The sequence below is a fragment of the Dehalococcoidia bacterium genome, from assembly GCA_040902535.1.
GTDB lineage: Bacteria > Chloroflexota > Dehalococcoidia > DSTF01 > JACRBR01 > JBBDXD01.
In genome coordinates, this window is record JBBDXD010000009.1 from 140,825 (window position 1) to 156,289 (window position 15,465).

The window sequence follows — 15,465 nt, forward strand, 5'->3', positions numbered from 1 at the left end:
GTGGCGTGCCGCCGTGGCGAGGCGGAAGCTAGACGAGCGCCGCGTCGAGGCGCTTCTTGAGGTCGCTCTTGGGCCTGAATCCGATGATCTGGCCCACCGGCTCGCCGCCCTTGAAGACGAGCAGCGTCGGGATGCTCCGAATCCCGTACTTTGAGGCGGTGCCGACGTTGTCATCGGTGTTGAGCTTGACGAACTTCACCTTGCCGTCGTACTCGGTCGACAGCTCATCGACGATGGGGGCGACCATGCGACACGGCCCGCACCACGGCGCCCAGAAGTCCACCAGCACGGGCTTGTCGGCCTGGAGTACCTCGTTATCGAAGTTGGCGTCGGTTACTTCGTACGGCTTGGTCATCTTGTCGGGTCTCCTTCGTCTGGTCTGCGTCGCCTGTGGGTTGACTTCCTTGCTGAAGACAGCATATGATACCCCCGAGGGGTATGTCAAGGTACATCGCGAACGTGGCGGAGCGCCCTTCCGGAGCATGACTTATGACCATCCCCGCGACCGACCGACCCGAACGCAAGAGCCTCGAAGACGACATCGCGCGGCGGCTGCGCCGCATCGAAGGACAGGCGCGCGGCGTCCAGAAGATGCTCGATGAGCGCCGCGACTGCGAAGAGATGCTGACGCAGACGATGGCGATGCGCAGCGCGCTGGACCAGGTGGGGGCGCGCCTGATGGAGCATCACCTCGACCGCTGCGTGCTCGAGGGCTTCGACTGCGATGCCGAGCGGATGGATAACCTGCGCGAGGCGCTCAAGCTATGGACGCGGTTCGGGCAGCCGGCGCCCGCGATGACCGTGGCGCCGTACGAGGACTGAGTTCTCAGTTCTAAGTTCTCAGTCTTAAGTAGGTCATCGCCCACGCCGCTTGACGTTCACGACGCCTCACGCGAGAATCGGCGGCTATGAGGACGAGAGCGGAACTCGCGGTTGCTACGCTGACGAGCGCACGCGACCAGCTCACCAGAAACCTCCGCACGCTGACGCTCGATGAGGCGTTGCAATCGGCCGGCGGCTTTCGCTCGATCGTCGGCATCCTCAAGCACACCGCCAGTTGGAGTCACGTCTACCAGTCGTACGCGTTCGACGCGCAGCCGCGCCACATGCGATCGCTCGACTGGCCGCGCGGGGTGTACGACACGATCGAGACGTCGCAGGCGTACCTCGACGAGCTTGTCGAGTGGTACGAGGACTCGTACGGGCGATGGGTGGCGTCGGTCGAACCGCTGATCGATGAGACGTTCGACGAGCCGCGCCCCTGCCACTGGGGCGCGACGATGCCGCTGTTCGAGATCATCCTGATCAACGCCAACCACTGGTGCTATCACACCGGCGAAGTCAACGCGATCATGTCGATTTTGCGCGGCGAGGCGTGGGAGTACACCGAAGAGATGGAAGAGAACCACATCTCGACGGTGGGGCATCGGCTGCGACCGGACTGGATGAGCGCCGGGCACGCGGCGGCGTGGGAGGCGCACCTCGCGAAGCGCGACGCCGAATTACACGGCGGCGGCGAGTGACCAGTGTTACCGGCAGCATCGACGAAGCGGCGCTGGAGTTTTATCGCACGGCCGGCGTGATGACGGACCTCAGCAACTGCGCGCCGTCGACAATCGTCGATCTGCCGACCGGACCCGAGGCAATTGCAAAACTGGTCCAAGGGTTGCTCGTCGACCGGACAGCGGCCGCGTGGCGGTTCGGCGTGCAGGTCCCCGAGGAGCGCGGGCAGGAAGCTGACATCCACCCTGTGGAGCAGATGATCTCCGTCATCGAGTCGCTCGATGCGCGGCCGCTGACTGTGCAGCGTGCGCCGGGCCAGCGGCTGCTCTCGACCTGCAGGCACTTCGCGACGATGAGCACGGCGTTCCTGCGCCATGCGGGCACCGCCGCTCGCGCTCGATGCGGGTTCCATCGCTACGCCGGACACGGGCCGTACTTCGACCACTGGATCACGGAGTACTGGGATGCCGGCGAGCAGCCTGGCGCAGGCTCGACACCGAGATCGGCGAGTCGTGGCCGGAGCCGCTCGCATGGGGGACGCCACACGAACTGGCGAACACGCGATTCTGGACCGGCGGCGAGGCATGGCTACGCTGCGCCTCCGGCGAGGCTGACGCGAAGAAGTTCGGCGTATTCGGCACCACCAACTTCGGGCCCGCCGAGATCAGCGGGAACGCCATCCGCGACCTCGCCGCGCTGAACAAGGTCGAGACGCTGCCTTGGGACGAATGGGGGCGCTTGCCCGAGGCGTACCGCGGCGAAACAGGCGACGAATACGACCGCCTCATCGACCGCATCGCCGAAGTGACCGGTAGCGACAACCTCACCGCCATCCGCGAGCTGTACGAGGGGATCGACGAGTTGCGCGTCCCGGAGTCGCTTCTGCCGCGCTAGTCCGGTGGCGTCCACCAGTCATACAGGTAGTCCAGCGGAAACGAGTGTGGACCGGCGCCGCTCAGATCAAGCACCATGCGCTGATCGCTGCCATCGCTCCGCATGATCCAGAGCTGCGTCTTCGGATAGCCGGCGCTTTCGTGCTCAGGTCCGTTGCGCACGAAGAGGATCCATTCGCCATCGCCGGACCAGCGCGGCGACGAGTCGACCCATTCCGGTGATGACGTGAGCTGGGTGCGGGCCTCCAGGCTGGCCGTCCAGATACCTTCTTCGGGGACCTCGGGCGCGCAGACCTGACAATCGCCGAGCCGCATCGACGGGAAGCTCGTGAAGACGACGGCCGATGCGTCAGGGGACCACGCCGGCTGCCAGTCTTCGACACCAGATGGGGAGATCGTGTCGCCGTCGCCCAACCCTCCCGGCCGGCGAACGACCATCGGGCGCGGGTAGGCGTCGTACGGGCGGCCGCCCGACTGAACGTACACGTAGCTTGAGCTATCGGGCGCCCAGGCGATCGGGCCTGCGGTGTCGCCGACGTACGTGAGGACGCCGGAGCCGACGTGCAGTTCGAAGACGTGCTGCGTATCGACGCATCCGCTCGCGGCGATGCCGCACATCTTGAAGATGATCCATTCACGATCGGGCGACCAATCGATGCTGCCGGGACTTGTGAGGCCCAGCGACGGGACGCCGTCCGGCATGACCGCGAGCATCTCCGTCACGTCGACGGTCAGGGACGGATCCGTGGCGCCGGGCGGAAGGATCGCCAGCCGAGGGCAGCGCCGCCCAATCGGCGTCCCTCCCTCTTTACGCAGATCCTGCGGCAACACTTCGGGCGGGCACGCGCCTGCGTCCTTCCAGTAGGCGATGGACTCACCCTCCGCCGCGAACGCGAGCGCGCCATCGATCACGCGTTCTTCGCCGGAAGCGACGTGGACGACGACCAGCGTCGCGCCCGCCTCGACGAGGCGGCTGCGGCCGATCACGACACGGTCGTTTCCAAGCCAGGCGAACTCTTCGGAGCCGAAGCTGCGCGGGGACGAGCCGGCATCGAGCCTGAGGACCGTCGTGCCGCGGCCGTCGTGGAAGGCGATCGACTCGCCATTCGGCGACCAGCGGATGCGCCCGATGTCCCGGTCGTGCTCGCTGCGCAGTTGTGGCGCCGGGCAGTCTTCGGTCAGCGTCCAGAGCCGCGCGCCTTCTGCCCAGGCGAGCCGCTGTCCAGCCGGGAGCGTCGCCGGCGCTCCTTCCGCCGCTTCGCAATCGGCCGAGGAGGCGCGGGCAGGCGCGGAATCCGTGTCTGAATCGTCGGAGAAGCAGCCCGTGCACATGACGAGGAGTGCGGCCAACAGGAGGATGCGCGGCATTCGTCTCCGCCCGTCTCGCCCCGCAGAACGTCCTTCGCGCCCGAAGCATCGTGGCACTGGCCGGATATCCCGTCAAGCGGTCGGGTGCGACGGTCGCGGATCGAGCGTTATGAGTACAACAGACTCCCCGGTAGAGGCCGAATATGCAGGCAGGGGAGCAGAAGGGGTCAGGGATCACCATGCGCACGAACGGAGCCTCCGCGCGCCCGTCACGCACGCTCGCCGCTGTCTTCCAGGACGCCGCTACCGTGCTCCGGCAGGACCTGTCCGAGTACGGCTATATCGGTCTGTGCGGGGCGTTTGGCGCCGCGATCCTGGCGACCATCCTGCGATACATCGATACGCCCATCTCGAACACGCTGATCGTGCCTGTGATCGCGATCATCGCCGTCGGCACGCTCGCGACGTGCGCCGCGGCGCTCGAACGCACGCAGGACGGCCTGCAGCCAGACTCGGGGCAGTCTGCCGCCGAGGCGATGGTACGGGCGCCGTGGCTGCTTGCCCGCATCGTGCCGCCAGTCCTCGCGATGGGCACGGCCGTCTATGTGACGTCGGCCTACGGCGGCGATCTTGGCCGTTGGATCTCGCTCGCGATCGGCGCGCTACTCGTCTTCTCGGCGATCTACGTTGCGCTGCCATTGCCGATGTACGTGGCGGCGCTGTTCGCGCGCGAATCTTCGCCGCGGGACGCAGCGGCGCACACGCTGGCGATCATGGCCGGTTCGCGTGCGTTCGTCCTGGCGGCGCTGGGGATCGCGCTCGGGCCCGCGGAGATCGCGACGGCGATCGCGCTGCTCGCGCGCTTCGGCACGATGACGACGGCGCTGTTCGCCTTTGCGTTCGTGATCTCGATGCCGCTGGTGGCGGCGATGATGTCGCTGATCCACGCCAGGCTGGCGCCCTGGATCGGCGCGACGCCGCGGCGCCAGGCGCAGTCCGTGGCGCCGCAGCAGGGCTCGAACGTCGCGACGCGGCTGGACCGGCACGTGCGGTAGGTCTGCGGCCTAGAACAGACAACAGAGAACAGACAACAGAAGGCGCGAAGCGTACCCCCTTGTTGTTTGTTCTTTGTTGTCTGTTGTCGTACTCCCCAAAACTTGACTTCCCGCCATGCCGCGATGAGTATGGCGTGGCAACTGGCGCTGGGAGGGCGAGCCATGGACTACGTGACCTCTGCTGATGGCACGCGGATCGCGTTTGAGCGCAGCGGCGATGGACCGCCGCTGGTGCTCGTGCACGGCTCGATCAACGACCGGAGAGCCTGGTCGCTCGCAGTGCCGGCGTTCGCCGAGCACTTCTCGGTGTACGCGATGGACCGTCGCGGACGGGGCGAAAGCGGCGAGCCGGGCGAGCACCAGTTCGCATGCCAGATCGAAGACGTCGCGGCGGTGATCGGCGCTGCCGGCGCGCCTGTCGACCTCGTGGGGCACTCGTACGGGGCGCATTGCGCGCTCGGCGCCGCGGCGATGGCGCCGGCGAGCATCAAGCATCTTGTGCTGTACGAACCGCCGCTGGTCGACGACGTGCGGGGGGCAGTCGCGCAGGCGTTCGAGCAGAACGAGGCTTCGGAAGCCGTCGCACAGTTCTTGGAGAAGAATCTCCAAACCCGAAGGAGCAGGTGGAAGCGCTGCGAGAGACGCCCATCTTTGAATACCTGGTCAGCTTCGCGCCATCGATGCCATCGGAAGGTCGCGCGCTGATGGACCACGGATTCGATGCGGCTAAGTTCGCATCGTTGACGATGCCCGCGTTGTTCTTGCAGGGAAGCGTGACGCAGGAGCGGCTCGGCAGGGTGCTCCGTCAACTGGAGCCGCACATGCCGCAGGCCGAGTGGGTGACGTTCGAGGGCCAGGGCCACGCCGCAATGATGACGGTGCCGGACGCGTTCACGAAGACCGTGCTCGAGTTCCTGCGACGGTAGCGTTGCCGCTGCGCGGCACAGCAAACAACAAACGGCAAACAGTAAAGGATGGCGCCGCAGTCTCGCCTACGGTTTGCTGTTTGCTGTTTGTTTTAAGCGCGCAGCGCTTCAGCGCCTCTGCTGGCTGGTGCGGCGGCGGCGGGTCTCGGCGATGCGCAGGCGGATGAGCGCGCGCTGCAACGACGCCTGTACTGCTGCGAGATCCTCGGTGCTCTCACGGCGTTCGAGCGCCTGGCGGGCACGCTCGCGCGCCTCTTCGGCGCGGGCGACGTCGATCTCCTCCGCGTGCTCGGCGGCGTCGGCGAGGACGATCACCCTGTCGTTGAGCACTTCAAAGAAGCCGCCGGTGACGGCGAACGGCGTCTCTTCGCCGCCCTTCTTGAGGATCAATTCGCCCGGCGCGAGCATCGTCATGAACGGGGCGTGTCGCGGCAACACGGCGAGTTGGCCTTCGACGCCGGGAGCGATCACTTCATCGACGCCCGTCTCTTCGAGCAGCTTCCGTTCGATCGTGACGATCTCGACCGTGAGCGGCATGTGATTACTCGCCTGCTGCCATCTGCTGCGCTTTTTCCGTCGCCTGGTCAATCGTACCGACATTGACGAAGGCCTGCTCGGGCAACGCATCGTGGTTGCCTTCGAGGATCTCCTTGAAGCCGCGGATCGTCTCGCGGAGCGGCACGTACTGGCCCGGGATGCCGGTGAAGATCTCACCCATGTACATCGCCTGGCCCAGAAAGCGCTCGATGCGGCGGGCGCGGGCGACGGTCTGCTTGTCGTCGTCGGACAGTTCTTCGACGCCGAGGATGGCGATGATGTCCTGCAGGTCCTTGTAGCGCTGCAGCACGCGCTGGACGCCGCGCGCGATACCGAAGTGCTCCTCGCCGACGATGTTCGGGTCGAGGGCGCGGGAGGACGAGGACAGCGGGTCCATCGACGGGTAGATCGCCTTCTCGAAGATGCCGCGGTCGAGCGCGACGACGGCGTCGAGGTGGCCGAACGTCGTCGCGACGCCGGGGTCCGTGTAGTCGTCGGCGGGGACGTAGATCGCCTGGAACGACGTGATCGAACCGCGCTTCGTCGTCGTGATGCGCTCTTCGAGTTCGCCCATCTCGGTGGCGAGCGTCGGCTGGTAACCGACGGCGGACGGCATGCGGCCGAGCAGCGCCGACACTTCCTGGCCGGCGAGCGTGTAGCGGTAGATGTTGTCGATGAAGAGCAGGACGTCCTGGCCGGACTCGTCGCGGAAGTATTCCGCCATCGTAAGCCCGGTGAGGCCGACGCGCAGGCGCACGCCGGGCGGCTCATTCATCTGGCCGAAGACCAACACCGTCTTGTCGAGCACGCCGGACTCTTCCATCTCGACCCAGAGGTCGTTGCCCTCGCGGGAGCGCTCGCCGACGCCGGTAAACACCGAGATGCCGGAGTGCTCAGCCGCGATGTTGCGGATCAGCTCCTTGATCAGCACCGTCTTGCCGACGCCGGCGCCGCCGAAGAGGCCGACCTTGCCGCCCTTGACGAGCGGTGCGATCAGGTCGACGACCTTGATGCCGGTTTCGAGCAACTGGACTTCGGTCTCCTGCTCGTCGAAGCCCGGCGGCTTGCGGTGGATCGACGACTTCCGCACGTCGCCGAGGTCGCCGCGCTTGTCGAGCGTCTCGCCGAGCACGTTGAAGAGGCGGCCGAGCGTGCTTGGCCCGACGGGCACCGAGATCGGCGAGCCGGTGTCGCGCACCTCGGTGCCGCGGCGCAGGCCGTCCGTGGTGTTCATCGCCAGGCAGCGCACCCAGTTGTTGCCCATGTGCTGGTTGACCTCGGCGACGATCATCTCGCCGTCGGCCCCGATCTCCAGCGCGTTGTATAGCGCGGGCAGCTCCCCCGTTGGAAACTCGACGTCAACGACGGTGCCGATGACTTGCGTGACTCTTCCGTTTGCCATGATGTCGCCTCGCTTGGGCTACTTCATTGCTTCGACACCGCCGACGATGTCGAGCAATTCCTTGGTGATTTGTTCCTGGCGCGCCTTGTTGTAGACGAGCGTCAGCGTCTCGATCATCTCGTCCGCCGCTTCGGTGGCGTTGCGCATCGCCACCATGCGCGCCGAGAGTTCGCTCGCTTCTGACTCGAGGATCGCCTCGTAGATCGTCATCTCGATGTAGCGCGGCAGCAGTTCGCCGAAGACTTCCTGCGGACCGGGCTCGTAGATGTAATCGACGTCCTCCACTGTACGATCCGCAATGTCCTGCGGCTCGATCGGCAGGATCTGCTTCACCGTCGGGATCTGCACGGCGGTGTTTACGAAGCGCGGGTAGAGCAGGAAGACGCGGTCGACCTTCTCGGACTCATATTCTTCCAGCACGACGCGCGTCACGGGCAGCGTATCGATGAGGTTCGGGTATTCGGGCATGCTGAAGTCCGCGACGAGCGGCTGGCGCGCGCGGACGATGAAGTCGCGGCCCTTGGCGCCGACGGCGACGAACTCGACCGGCGCCTCCTGCTCGAGCCCGAACGATGCGGCGCGGCGGTTCATGTTCGAAGGCAGGCCGCCGGCGAGGCCGCGGTTCGTGTTCAGGAAGAGCACGAGCACGTTGCGCGCGGGCCGCACCGTCAGGAACGGGTGGCGCGTCTCGTCGTCGCCCTGCTGCTTTGCCAGGTCGCCCAGGATCTCGAGCATCTTGTCGGCGTAGGGACGTGCCTGCAGGGCGCGAGTCTGCGACCGGCGCATCTTGGAGCCGGCGACGAGTTCCATGGCCTTCGTCACCTTCGCGATGGAGGTAACGGAGCGGACGCGCCTGCGGATCTGCCTGACGGATGCCATACGTTCTCTCGTTCGCGGTTACACCCGCGTTCATCCTCGTGGCGCGGGCTTTCGCCCGCGACTTCGGACGCAGCTAAAGCTACGTCCCTACGATCCGGTCTCGGCGGCCCGGCTTCCGACCTCCGACCTCCGACCTCCTACCCCGATCTCCCACCTCCCCTAATACGGCACGCTGCTCTTGAACTCTGTGAGCGCCGATTTCAATTCGTTCTCGATCTCTTCGTTCAGCGTCAGTTGATCGCTGATCTTGGCAATGGTCTGCGGCTTGTTGCTCTCCATGTACTTGTGGAACGCCGCCTCAAACGCCTGCACCTTTTCGACGGGCACGTCATCGAGGAAGCCGTTGTTGAGCGCCCAGAACATCGTCACCTGCTGGGCCATCGAAAGCGGCTGGTACTGCGGCTGCTTCAGGATCTCCTGCGCGCGCTGTCCGCGTTCGAGCTGGCGGCGCGTCGCGGAGTCGAGGTCGCTGGTGCCGAACTGCGCGAACGCCTGCAGTTCGCGGTACTGCGCCATGTTGATGCGCAACTGCCCCGCGACCTGCTTCATCGCCTTGCGCTGCGCCGCCGTGCCCACGCGCGACACCGAGATGCCGGCGTTGATGGCGGGCCGGATACCGGCGTTGAACAGGTCGTTCTCCAGGAAGATCTGGCCATCGGTGATCGAGATGACGTTCGTCGGGATGTACGCCGAGACGTCGTTCGCCTGCGTCTCGATGATTGGCAGCGCCGTGATCGAGCCGCCGCCGAGTTCGTCGCTGAGCTTTGCGGCGCGTTCGAGCAGACGGCTGTGCAGGTAGAACACGTCGCCGGGGTACGCCTCTCGGCCGGGCGGGCGGCGCAAGAGCAGCGACACCTGGCGGTACGCCCATGCGTGCTTCGAGAGGTCGTCGTAGACGATGAGGACGTCCTTGCCCTGCTCCATCCACTCTTCGGCGATGGCGCAGCCGGCGTACGGCGCCAGGTACTGCAAGGCCGCCGACTCCGCCGCCGTCGCTGAGACCATGACGGTGTGCGCGAGGGCGTCGAGCTTCTCCAGCGTGGCCATCGTCTGCGCCATCTTCTGCGCCTTCTGGCCGATGCCGACGTAGATGCAGAGAAGGTCGCCGCCCTTCTGGTTGATGATGGCATCGATGGCAAGCGCCGTCTTGCCCGTGGAGCGGTCGCCGATGATCAGCTCGCGCTGTCCGCGGCCGATCGGGATCATGCCGTCGATGGCCTTGATGCCAGTCTGCACCGGCGTGTCGACGGACTTGCGCGTCGTGACGTCCGGGGCGATGCGCTCGACGGCGCGTGTCTTCGTCGTCGCGATCGGGCCCTTGCCGTCGATCGGCTCGCCGAGCGCGTTCACCACGCGGCCCAACATCGCATCGCCGACCGGCACTTCGACGATGCGGCCGGTCGCACGCACCTCGTCGCCTTCTTTGATCTCGTCGTACGAGCCGAGCACCATGATGCCGACGCTGTCCTCCTCGAGGTTCAGCGCGAGGCCCATGACGCCGTTCGCGAATTCCACCAGCTCGCTCGAAGCGACGTTCGACAGTCCGTGCACCCGCGCGATGCCATCGCCGGCTTCGACGACGGTGCCCACGTTCACCGAAGCGACCTCGGTGCCGAACTGCTGAATCTGCTGCTTGATGATGCTTGCGATCTCTTCCGAGCGAATCGCCATGGGTCTACCTCCGGTAGTTGTCAGTTTTCAGTTGTGAGTCGTAAGTCATGGGTAGGTTGGCGCGTGCTTCCGCCATTGGAATCGACGCCCCCAATCGTCCTGATCAAGGCTGAAAGCATCCGTTTCACCTCGTCAGTCTGAGCGTTGAGTGCCGCGTGCGACTCCGAGTCTAGATACGTCAGGTCACGCGCGAGCTGCAGTTGGTAGTCCGCCTCCAAGGCGGAACCCATCGCTATGTGCAGGAAGCGCACCAGGTCCGCGTTGGAACCGCGACCACAGCCTTCCGCTATGTTCGACGGAACGGAACTCGCGCTTCGCCTCAACTGCGCAGTCAGTCCGTATCGTTCGGCGGCCGGGAATCGGGACGTCGCCTCATAGATGGAGAGTGCCAACTTGTGACTCTTCTCCCAGACTTTGAGTTGCCGAAAATCTTGCATCCCGCGCCTACTTACAACTTACTACTTACTACTTACAACTTCTCACTACTTACAACTTACGACTTAACACTCGCGCCAAGCTGGCGCTTAAGCGCCAACAGCTTCGTCCGCGTGCTGCCATCGATGAGCTGATCGCCGATGCGGGCGATCAGGCCGCCGATGATCCGTTCGTCCACGACCGGCGTGACGTTGACCTGCTTGCCGGTGACGGACGACAGGCGCGCGGCAATGGCATTCCGCTCGTCATCGCTGAGCGGCACCGCGGTCGTGACGACGGCGTGCGCGATGCCGCGCGCATCATCGACCTTCTCCTGGAAGACGATTTGGATGTCGCGCGCAATGTGCAGCTTGCCTTTGTCCTCCAGGATCCGCACGAGGTTCATCGCCAGCGGGCTGATCTCCCGTTCGAGGCCGGCGCTCAGCAGGCGCATCTTGTCCCCGCGCGGGACGCGATTGCTGGCGAGCAGCCCGCCGACGTCCGCCTCGCCGACGAAGTCCGCGATCGTCTGGAGGTCGCCGCTCCACTGGACCCACGATTCGTTCTCCGTTGCGATCTCGAAGATCGCATCCGCGTACCTGCGCGAGGAGGGGCTGCGAGCTGGCACCTAGTTCTTCTCCCGGAAGCTGGACTGCGCGAGTGTCTCGTCGATCAGGCGGCGGTGCTGGTTGCGGTCGAGCGACTCGTTGATCACTTTCTCGGCGGCGGCGATCGTAAGGTCGGCGAACTCCTTGCGCAGCTCGGCGATGGCCTGATCGCGCTCGAGCTGGATCTCGTTACGGGCGCGGCCGAGCATGGCGTCGGCATCGGTCTGGGCGATCGTGCGTGCCTCCGCCTGTATGCGCGCGGCGATCTCCTGAGCCTGCGCGACGAGCGCCTGTCCTTCGCGGCGCGACGCGTCGAGCTGGTCCTGGATCTGACGGCCCGACTCGGCGGCCTGCGCTTTCGCCTGGTCGGCGGCCGAAAGACTTTCGGCGATGCGCGCGCGGCGGTCGTCGAGCATCTTCGTCACGGGTCCCCACGCGACGAGGCGCAGAATGACGAGCAGGATCGTGAAGTTCACGAGCTGCGCGATCAGGACCGGTAAGTTGATGCCGAGATCGGCGATTCCAAGGATGATCATGATGACACTCCAGACGGAGTGGTGATCCGCGTTGGGCGGACCGCCTGTGAACCGTCCCTAGAACACGAAGCCGATCATGACCGCCACGACCAGGGCGTAAATCGCGATCGCTTCGGCGAATGCGATACCCAGGATCATGTTGGTCTGGATGACGGGCTGCGCCTCGGGGTTGCGCCCGAGCGCTTCCATCGCCTTGCCGGTGAGCATGCCGATCGCGATCGCAGGCCCGATGGCGCCGACGCCGATGGCTAAACCCGCACCCATGTACCTGAGTCCTACGTCGGTGAACTCCAGCAGCGGCAAAAATCCGATGTCCATGTCTGACTCCCTCTTCCTTCGTCGCCCGCACTCGCGGACGGCTTCCTGATCGTGTGAACCCGCCGTGGCGGGAGGCTCCCTGTTAGTGCGTGACGGGCACCGGCCCTTCGAGCGGCCGATCCGGATCGTCGTGACCGCCCAGTTCGTCGTGCCCTTCGTGCGACGAAACCGCGAGAGAGGCGAACAAGAGCGTCAACATAGCGAATACGAATGCCTGGATCACTCCGACGAACGTCTCCAGCCCGTAGAACGGCAAGGCGACGAGGAACGGCGCCAGGAACGTCATCACGAGCAGCAGGATCTCGCCGGCAAGCATGTTCCCGAAGAGACGGAACGTGAAGCTAATGAGCCGCGCGACCTCCGCCACCAACTCCAGGAGCCCGACGATGAAGTTGATCGGACTGGAGAAGTTCAAGAACTTTGCGCCGTACTTGAAGAATCCGAGAGCGGTGATGCCCCAGAACTCGACGAAGATCATCGCCATGATCGCGATCGAAAGCGGCGAGTTGATGTCGGTGTTCATGCTGCGGAAGTAGGGGATGAGGACGCCGAGTTCCTTGCCATCCGCCTCGATCATCTGGATCGCCTCGTCGAGCGAGGTGACGCTCTCCGGGACGACTTTGTCCTTGTGCAGCGCTTCGAGGATCGCCTCTTCGCGCGCGTGCTCTTCGGCGACAAGCCGTTCCTCTTCGAGGAGGCGGATCTCACCGGCGGAAGCGGCGGCGGTCTCCGCTTCCGCGATCTGCTCGTCGAGGCGCTCCACGTCTGCCCAGGAGGGCGCCTCGATCTCTTCGAACTCGAGTTCCTTCTCATTAAGGTTGATGAAGCTGAGCGGGCCGGCGCTCTCGAAGATCACCGCCTCTTCGTGCCAGTGATGCGCATCGACCTTCTGCACGCCGCCGATGGCGTTGAAGAAGGGCAGCAACGCCATCCAGTTGGCGATCCAGATGAACGTGAAAATCGTCATGACGACGGGGAAGAAGCGCTTCGCGTTCTCGGGCCCGGCGGTGTTGATGCAGATCGTGTACATCGCATCGACGATCGCCTCGAGGAGGTTCTGCGCCTTGTTGGGGATAAGCGTGAGGTTGCGCGTCATCCAGATCGCGAGAAGCGAAATGACGATGACGACGACGGTGGAGGTGAGGTAGGTGTTGACGAACGGGAACGGCCCGATGTCCGCCAGTTTCTCGGCCCTGATCTCGATAATCGGCTTGGGTCCGCGGACGAACACGAAGCCTACGAGCAGGAGCACGAGGGCGCCGACGGTGATGAGAATCGTCCTGGGATTCTTCAAAAGCCCGCTACTTCTTCTTCGGCAGCTTCTGCTGCTGCCGCTGCCACCGCTCGACATCGGCGATGGTGTCCATCAGCATGCGATAGCCGCCATAGAAGGCGGCCACCAGTCCGAGCGCTAAGCCGCTCAGCGTGAAGATTCTGCCCGTGTCCAGGGCCTGATCCAAAAAGTGTCCGCCCACGGTGCCCCCGGCGATGCAGGTCGCCAGGTACGAGCCGAGGCCGAGAAGCTGAATCGCCGGGGTCAGGCGCTGCACGCTACGCCTCCTCCGGAACCTGTCTGGACTTTGAGAATCTTATCACGAGCGCCGTGGCGCGATCAACGTGAAATTTCGCACGAACGGTGAGAAGCTCTTCCCCTTGGCCGCCAAAGTATCCTCGCTGCGCCGGTGGGGGACAAGGGGTCTGGTACGGCGGATGGGTCAGGCCAGGCGGCGCCTGTTCCAGCGCGTGAGCGCCACGCCAGCCCAGATGACTTCGACCACGCCGAAGGGCCACGCGCCCGCCAGGAAGCCGTACGCGGCGGCGAGCAGGCACGCGAAGGCGAACGCGAGCACAAACGCCGGCGCCCGCTCTTCGAGGGCGTAGAAGGCCAACATGGCGCCGACGGCGAGGACGCCGAAGAGCGTGAGCAGGCTCATGCGCGCGCGGTGAGCATGTCGTACAGCACATCGAGCTGGCGCGGGGCGGCGATGATGCGCAACTCGACCTGCGGTCCGGGCGGCAACTCCCAGCGGATGTCCGGGCAGCACAGACGCTCGGCCGCAACGAGGCCTTCCGCCAATGTGAACGCATCATCGTCGAATGCAACGACGATCGCGCTCGTCGTACGACGCACGCCGCGGACATGCGGCGCCAGGTCCTCGAAGGTCGGCGCGCCTCGCGGGCGGACGCCGATCTCACACGCCAGCACGTCGATCAGGTCGCGTTCGTCTGGTTGTTTCATCGCGTCACGCTCCTTCGCCGTCGGGACTGATGCAGAATGTACACTCCGAGACCCGGCCGGGTCGCGCGGTGCAGGGCGCGTTGCGCACATGACGCTCCAACTCCGACAGCTCGCGTCGCAGCGCCTGCAGATCCTCGATCCGCCGCAGCACTTCCTGGTTCTTGCCGGCGATCAGGTCAGCAAGTTCAGGCACGAATGACTCACACGTCGACGAGAACGCCTGCTCGATGAGCGTGCGCACGTCCGGCAGCGAGAGTCCGAGCAGGCGTGCATGACGCACGAGCCGCAAGCGTCGTACGTCCGACGCGGCGTAGAGCCGGTATCCGGAAGCGGAACGGCGCGCCGCGGGCACGACGCCCTGCGACTCGTAGAAGCGAATCGTGCGGACGGAGACGCCGCTTTCGCGCGCGAGGGCGCCGATCGTCAGGTGTGACGCCATACGCACAGCGTAAACCCTCCAGTAAGTAGAAGGTCAAGCGCCGAGGCAAAAGATCCGGCTATTACTACTCGGCGCGAAGAGCGGCGAGCGGCGGCGCTTCAGTACGCCGAGTGGGCGCGCCGGATGGCTTAGCTCTTGCGCTTGTCGAAGTCGTCGAGGTCGAGGCTCTCGATGAACTCCTTGAAGGCGGACATCTTTTCGAGCTCTTCGGGGTCGATCCTGACCGCGCCCTCCGGGCGTTCGATCGTCTCGCCGTCCTTGTCGATGAGCACGCCGGCGCGTTCGAGGACGGTCTCCTCGGCGAAGATCGGCACTTTGGCGCGGACGGCGAGCGCGATGGCATCGCTGGGGCGTGAGTCGATCTCCATCGTGCCCCCGTTCACATCCAGGACGATGCGGGCATAGAAGGTGTCGTTGGCGAGGTCGTTGACGAGGATGTGGTTGACCTGGGCGCCGAGCGTATCGATGACGCTGCGCAGCAGGTCGTGCGTGAGCGGCCGCGCGACGGCGACCTCCTGCAACTGCACGGCGATGGCGTCGGCCTCGGCCGGGCCGATCCAGATGCAGAGATACCGGTCGGAGGCCTTTTCCCGGAGAATCACTACCCGCTGGTAGTTCATCAGGCTGACCCTGATGCTCTCAATCGTCATCTCAATCAAACGCACCGACCTCCGCATCCAACCGATTCAGTCTAGACACGGCCTTCTTCAGGTGTCAACGAATCTGAAATCGCAGGC

Annotated in this window: 22 protein-coding genes; 6 read left to right on the top strand and 16 right to left on the bottom strand. The window is 65.1% G+C overall.

The genetic code is table 11. The features are described 5' to 3' along the window. Window positions 1-28: 28 nt before the first annotated feature. Window positions 29-484 (bottom strand): thioredoxin, encoded by a 456-nt coding sequence (gene trxA / locus WEB52_04730; GenBank protein ID MEX2225739.1) that lies wholly within the window; start codon window positions 482-484, stop codon window positions 29-31. Between the two features lie 5 nt (window positions 485-489). Between trxA and WEB52_04735 the strand changes: the two genes are divergently transcribed. From WEB52_04735 to WEB52_04745, 3 genes are all read left to right on the top strand, one after another. After that, window positions 490-822: a metal-sensitive transcriptional regulator gene (locus WEB52_04735; protein ID MEX2225740.1), complete on the top strand. Its 333-nt coding sequence runs from the start codon at window positions 490-492 to the stop codon at window positions 820-822. 86 nt (window positions 823-908) lie between these two features. Continuing rightward, on the top strand, window positions 909-1,523 hold the full coding sequence (locus tag WEB52_04740) for a DinB family protein (GenBank protein MEX2225741.1): 615 nt from the start codon (window positions 909-911) through the stop codon (window positions 1,521-1,523). A gap of 379 nt (window positions 1,524-1,902) precedes the next feature. Continuing rightward, the gene (locus WEB52_04745; GenBank protein ID MEX2225742.1) at window positions 1,903-2,397 is read left to right on the top strand and encodes a hypothetical protein; all 495 of its coding nucleotides are present in this window, start codon (window positions 1,903-1,905) and stop codon (window positions 2,395-2,397) included. Here WEB52_04745 and WEB52_04750 read toward each other — a convergent pair. Then, a complete protein-coding gene (locus WEB52_04750; GenBank protein MEX2225743.1) occupies window positions 2,394-3,764 on the bottom strand; it encodes a hypothetical protein in 1,371 nt (456 codons plus the stop codon). The two genes, WEB52_04745 and WEB52_04750, sit on opposite strands and share 4 nt — an antisense overlap. Window positions 3,765-3,943: 179 nt before the next feature. Between WEB52_04750 and WEB52_04755 the strand changes: the two genes are divergently transcribed. The 3 genes from WEB52_04755 to WEB52_04765 all read left to right on the top strand — a co-directional run bounded on the left by WEB52_04755 (window position 3,944) and on the right by WEB52_04765 (window position 5,685). Further along, window positions 3,944-4,759 (top strand): hypothetical protein, encoded by an 816-nt coding sequence (locus WEB52_04755; protein MEX2225744.1) that lies wholly within the window; start codon window positions 3,944-3,946, stop codon window positions 4,757-4,759. A gap of 162 nt (window positions 4,760-4,921) precedes the next feature. Then, on the top strand, window positions 4,922-5,464 hold the full coding sequence (locus WEB52_04760) for an alpha/beta hydrolase (GenBank protein ID MEX2225745.1): 543 nt from the start codon (window positions 4,922-4,924) through the stop codon (window positions 5,462-5,464). Further along, entirely contained in the window at window positions 5,464-5,685 is a 222-nt protein-coding gene (locus WEB52_04765; protein ID MEX2225746.1) for an alpha/beta hydrolase, read from the top strand. Before WEB52_04760 ends, WEB52_04765 begins: the two co-directional genes overlap by 1 nt. A gap of 108 nt (window positions 5,686-5,793) precedes the next feature. Here the strand turns inward: WEB52_04765 and WEB52_04770 are convergent, their stop codons facing one another. The 14 genes from WEB52_04770 to WEB52_04835 all read right to left on the bottom strand — a co-directional run bounded on the left by WEB52_04770 (window position 5,794) and on the right by WEB52_04835 (window position 15,387). Continuing rightward, window positions 5,794-6,222 carry a F0F1 ATP synthase subunit epsilon gene (locus WEB52_04770; protein ID MEX2225747.1) on the bottom strand — a complete coding sequence of 143 codons (429 nt, stop codon included), beginning with the start codon at window positions 6,220-6,222 and terminating at the stop codon, window positions 5,794-5,796. 4 nt (window positions 6,223-6,226) lie between these two features. Continuing rightward, the gene (gene atpD, locus WEB52_04775; protein ID MEX2225748.1) at window positions 6,227-7,624 is read right to left on the bottom strand and encodes a F0F1 ATP synthase subunit beta; all 1,398 of its coding nucleotides are present in this window, start codon (window positions 7,622-7,624) and stop codon (window positions 6,227-6,229) included. An 18-nt stretch (window positions 7,625-7,642) separates the two neighbouring features. Continuing rightward, complete coding sequence (atpG, locus tag WEB52_04780; GenBank protein MEX2225749.1) at window positions 7,643-8,503, bottom strand: ATP synthase F1 subunit gamma; 861 nt, start codon at window positions 8,501-8,503, stop codon at window positions 7,643-7,645. A gap of 159 nt (window positions 8,504-8,662) precedes the next feature. After that, window positions 8,663-10,174, bottom strand: coding sequence for a F0F1 ATP synthase subunit alpha (gene atpA / locus WEB52_04785; GenBank protein MEX2225750.1), 1,512 nt, complete (start codon window positions 10,172-10,174; stop codon window positions 8,663-8,665). 20 nt (window positions 10,175-10,194) lie between these two features. Then, on the bottom strand, window positions 10,195-10,611 hold the full coding sequence (locus tag WEB52_04790) for a four helix bundle protein (protein MEX2225751.1): 417 nt from the start codon (window positions 10,609-10,611) through the stop codon (window positions 10,195-10,197). Between the two features lie 56 nt (window positions 10,612-10,667). Next, entirely contained in the window at window positions 10,668-11,216 is a 549-nt protein-coding gene (gene atpH / locus WEB52_04795; GenBank protein ID MEX2225752.1) for an ATP synthase F1 subunit delta, read from the bottom strand. Next, window positions 11,217-11,732: a F0F1 ATP synthase subunit B gene (gene atpF, locus WEB52_04800; GenBank protein MEX2225753.1), complete on the bottom strand. Its 516-nt coding sequence runs from the start codon at window positions 11,730-11,732 to the stop codon at window positions 11,217-11,219. Between the two features lie 57 nt (window positions 11,733-11,789). After that, window positions 11,790-11,996, bottom strand: a complete 207-nt coding sequence (atpE, locus tag WEB52_04805; protein MEX2225754.1) for an ATP synthase F0 subunit C — start codon at window positions 11,994-11,996, stop codon at window positions 11,790-11,792. A gap of 136 nt (window positions 11,997-12,132) precedes the next feature. Continuing rightward, a complete protein-coding gene (locus WEB52_04810) occupies window positions 12,133-13,344 on the bottom strand; it encodes a F0F1 ATP synthase subunit A (GenBank protein MEX2225755.1) in 1,212 nt (403 codons plus the stop codon). A 7-nt stretch (window positions 13,345-13,351) separates the two neighbouring features. Then, window positions 13,352-13,600, bottom strand: a complete 249-nt coding sequence (locus WEB52_04815; protein ID MEX2225756.1) for an AtpZ/AtpI family protein — start codon at window positions 13,598-13,600, stop codon at window positions 13,352-13,354. Window positions 13,601-13,765: 165 nt separating this feature from the next. Further along, a complete protein-coding gene (locus WEB52_04820; GenBank protein ID MEX2225757.1) occupies window positions 13,766-13,984 on the bottom strand; it encodes a hypothetical protein in 219 nt (72 codons plus the stop codon). Further along, window positions 13,981-14,289: a hypothetical protein gene (locus tag WEB52_04825; GenBank protein MEX2225758.1), complete on the bottom strand. Its 309-nt coding sequence runs from the start codon at window positions 14,287-14,289 to the stop codon at window positions 13,981-13,983. Before WEB52_04825 ends, WEB52_04820 begins: the two co-directional genes overlap by 4 nt. Before the next feature lie 4 nt (window positions 14,290-14,293). Beyond that, the gene (locus WEB52_04830) at window positions 14,294-14,728 is read right to left on the bottom strand and encodes a MerR family transcriptional regulator (GenBank protein MEX2225759.1); all 435 of its coding nucleotides are present in this window, start codon (window positions 14,726-14,728) and stop codon (window positions 14,294-14,296) included. Window positions 14,729-14,856: 128 nt separating this feature from the next. Next, the gene (locus WEB52_04835) at window positions 14,857-15,387 is read right to left on the bottom strand and encodes a bifunctional nuclease family protein (GenBank protein MEX2225760.1); all 531 of its coding nucleotides are present in this window, start codon (window positions 15,385-15,387) and stop codon (window positions 14,857-14,859) included. Window positions 15,388-15,465 lie beyond the last annotated feature (78 nt).

Bases quoted from the DNA above. Each gene is read 5' to 3' on its own strand.
- atpF (MEX2225753.1), bottom strand. From the start codon at position 11,732: ATGATCATCCTTGGAATCGCCGATCTCGGCATCAACTTACCGGTCCTG.
- WEB52_04750 (MEX2225743.1), bottom strand. From the start codon at position 3,764: ATGCCGCGCATCCTCCTGTTGGCCGCACTCCTCGTCATGTGCACGGGC.
- WEB52_04760 (MEX2225745.1), top strand. From the start codon at position 4,922: ATGGACTACGTGACCTCTGCTGATGGCACGCGGATCGCGTTTGAGCGC.
- WEB52_04770 (MEX2225747.1), bottom strand. From the start codon at position 6,222: ATGCCGCTCACGGTCGAGATCGTCACGATCGAACGGAAGCTGCTCGAA.
- WEB52_04735 (MEX2225740.1), top strand. From the start codon at position 490: ATGACCATCCCCGCGACCGACCGACCCGAACGCAAGAGCCTCGAAGAC.
- WEB52_04740 (MEX2225741.1), top strand. From the start codon at position 909: ATGAGGACGAGAGCGGAACTCGCGGTTGCTACGCTGACGAGCGCACGC.
- atpD (MEX2225748.1), bottom strand. From the start codon at position 7,624: ATGGCAAACGGAAGAGTCACGCAAGTCATCGGCACCGTCGTTGACGTC.
- WEB52_04745 (MEX2225742.1), top strand. From the start codon at position 1,903: ATGCGGGTTCCATCGCTACGCCGGACACGGGCCGTACTTCGACCACTG.
- WEB52_04830 (MEX2225759.1), bottom strand. From the start codon at position 14,728: ATGGCGTCACACCTGACGATCGGCGCCCTCGCGCGCGAAAGCGGCGTC.
- WEB52_04790 (MEX2225751.1), bottom strand. From the start codon at position 10,611: ATGCAAGATTTTCGGCAACTCAAAGTCTGGGAGAAGAGTCACAAGTTG.
- atpE (MEX2225754.1), bottom strand. From the start codon at position 11,996: ATGGGTGCGGGTTTAGCCATCGGCGTCGGCGCCATCGGGCCTGCGATC.
- WEB52_04765 (MEX2225746.1), top strand. From the start codon at position 5,464: ATGGACCACGGATTCGATGCGGCTAAGTTCGCATCGTTGACGATGCCC.
- WEB52_04755 (MEX2225744.1), top strand. From the start codon at position 3,944: ATGCGCACGAACGGAGCCTCCGCGCGCCCGTCACGCACGCTCGCCGCT.
- trxA (MEX2225739.1), bottom strand. From the start codon at position 484: ATGCTCCGGAAGGGCGCTCCGCCACGTTCGCGATGTACCTTGACATAC.
- WEB52_04820 (MEX2225757.1), bottom strand. From the start codon at position 13,984: ATGAGCCTGCTCACGCTCTTCGGCGTCCTCGCCGTCGGCGCCATGTTG.
- atpG (MEX2225749.1), bottom strand. From the start codon at position 8,503: ATGGCATCCGTCAGGCAGATCCGCAGGCGCGTCCGCTCCGTTACCTCC.
- atpA (MEX2225750.1), bottom strand. From the start codon at position 10,174: ATGGCGATTCGCTCGGAAGAGATCGCAAGCATCATCAAGCAGCAGATT.
- WEB52_04825 (MEX2225758.1), bottom strand. From the start codon at position 14,289: ATGAAACAACCAGACGAACGCGACCTGATCGACGTGCTGGCGTGTGAG.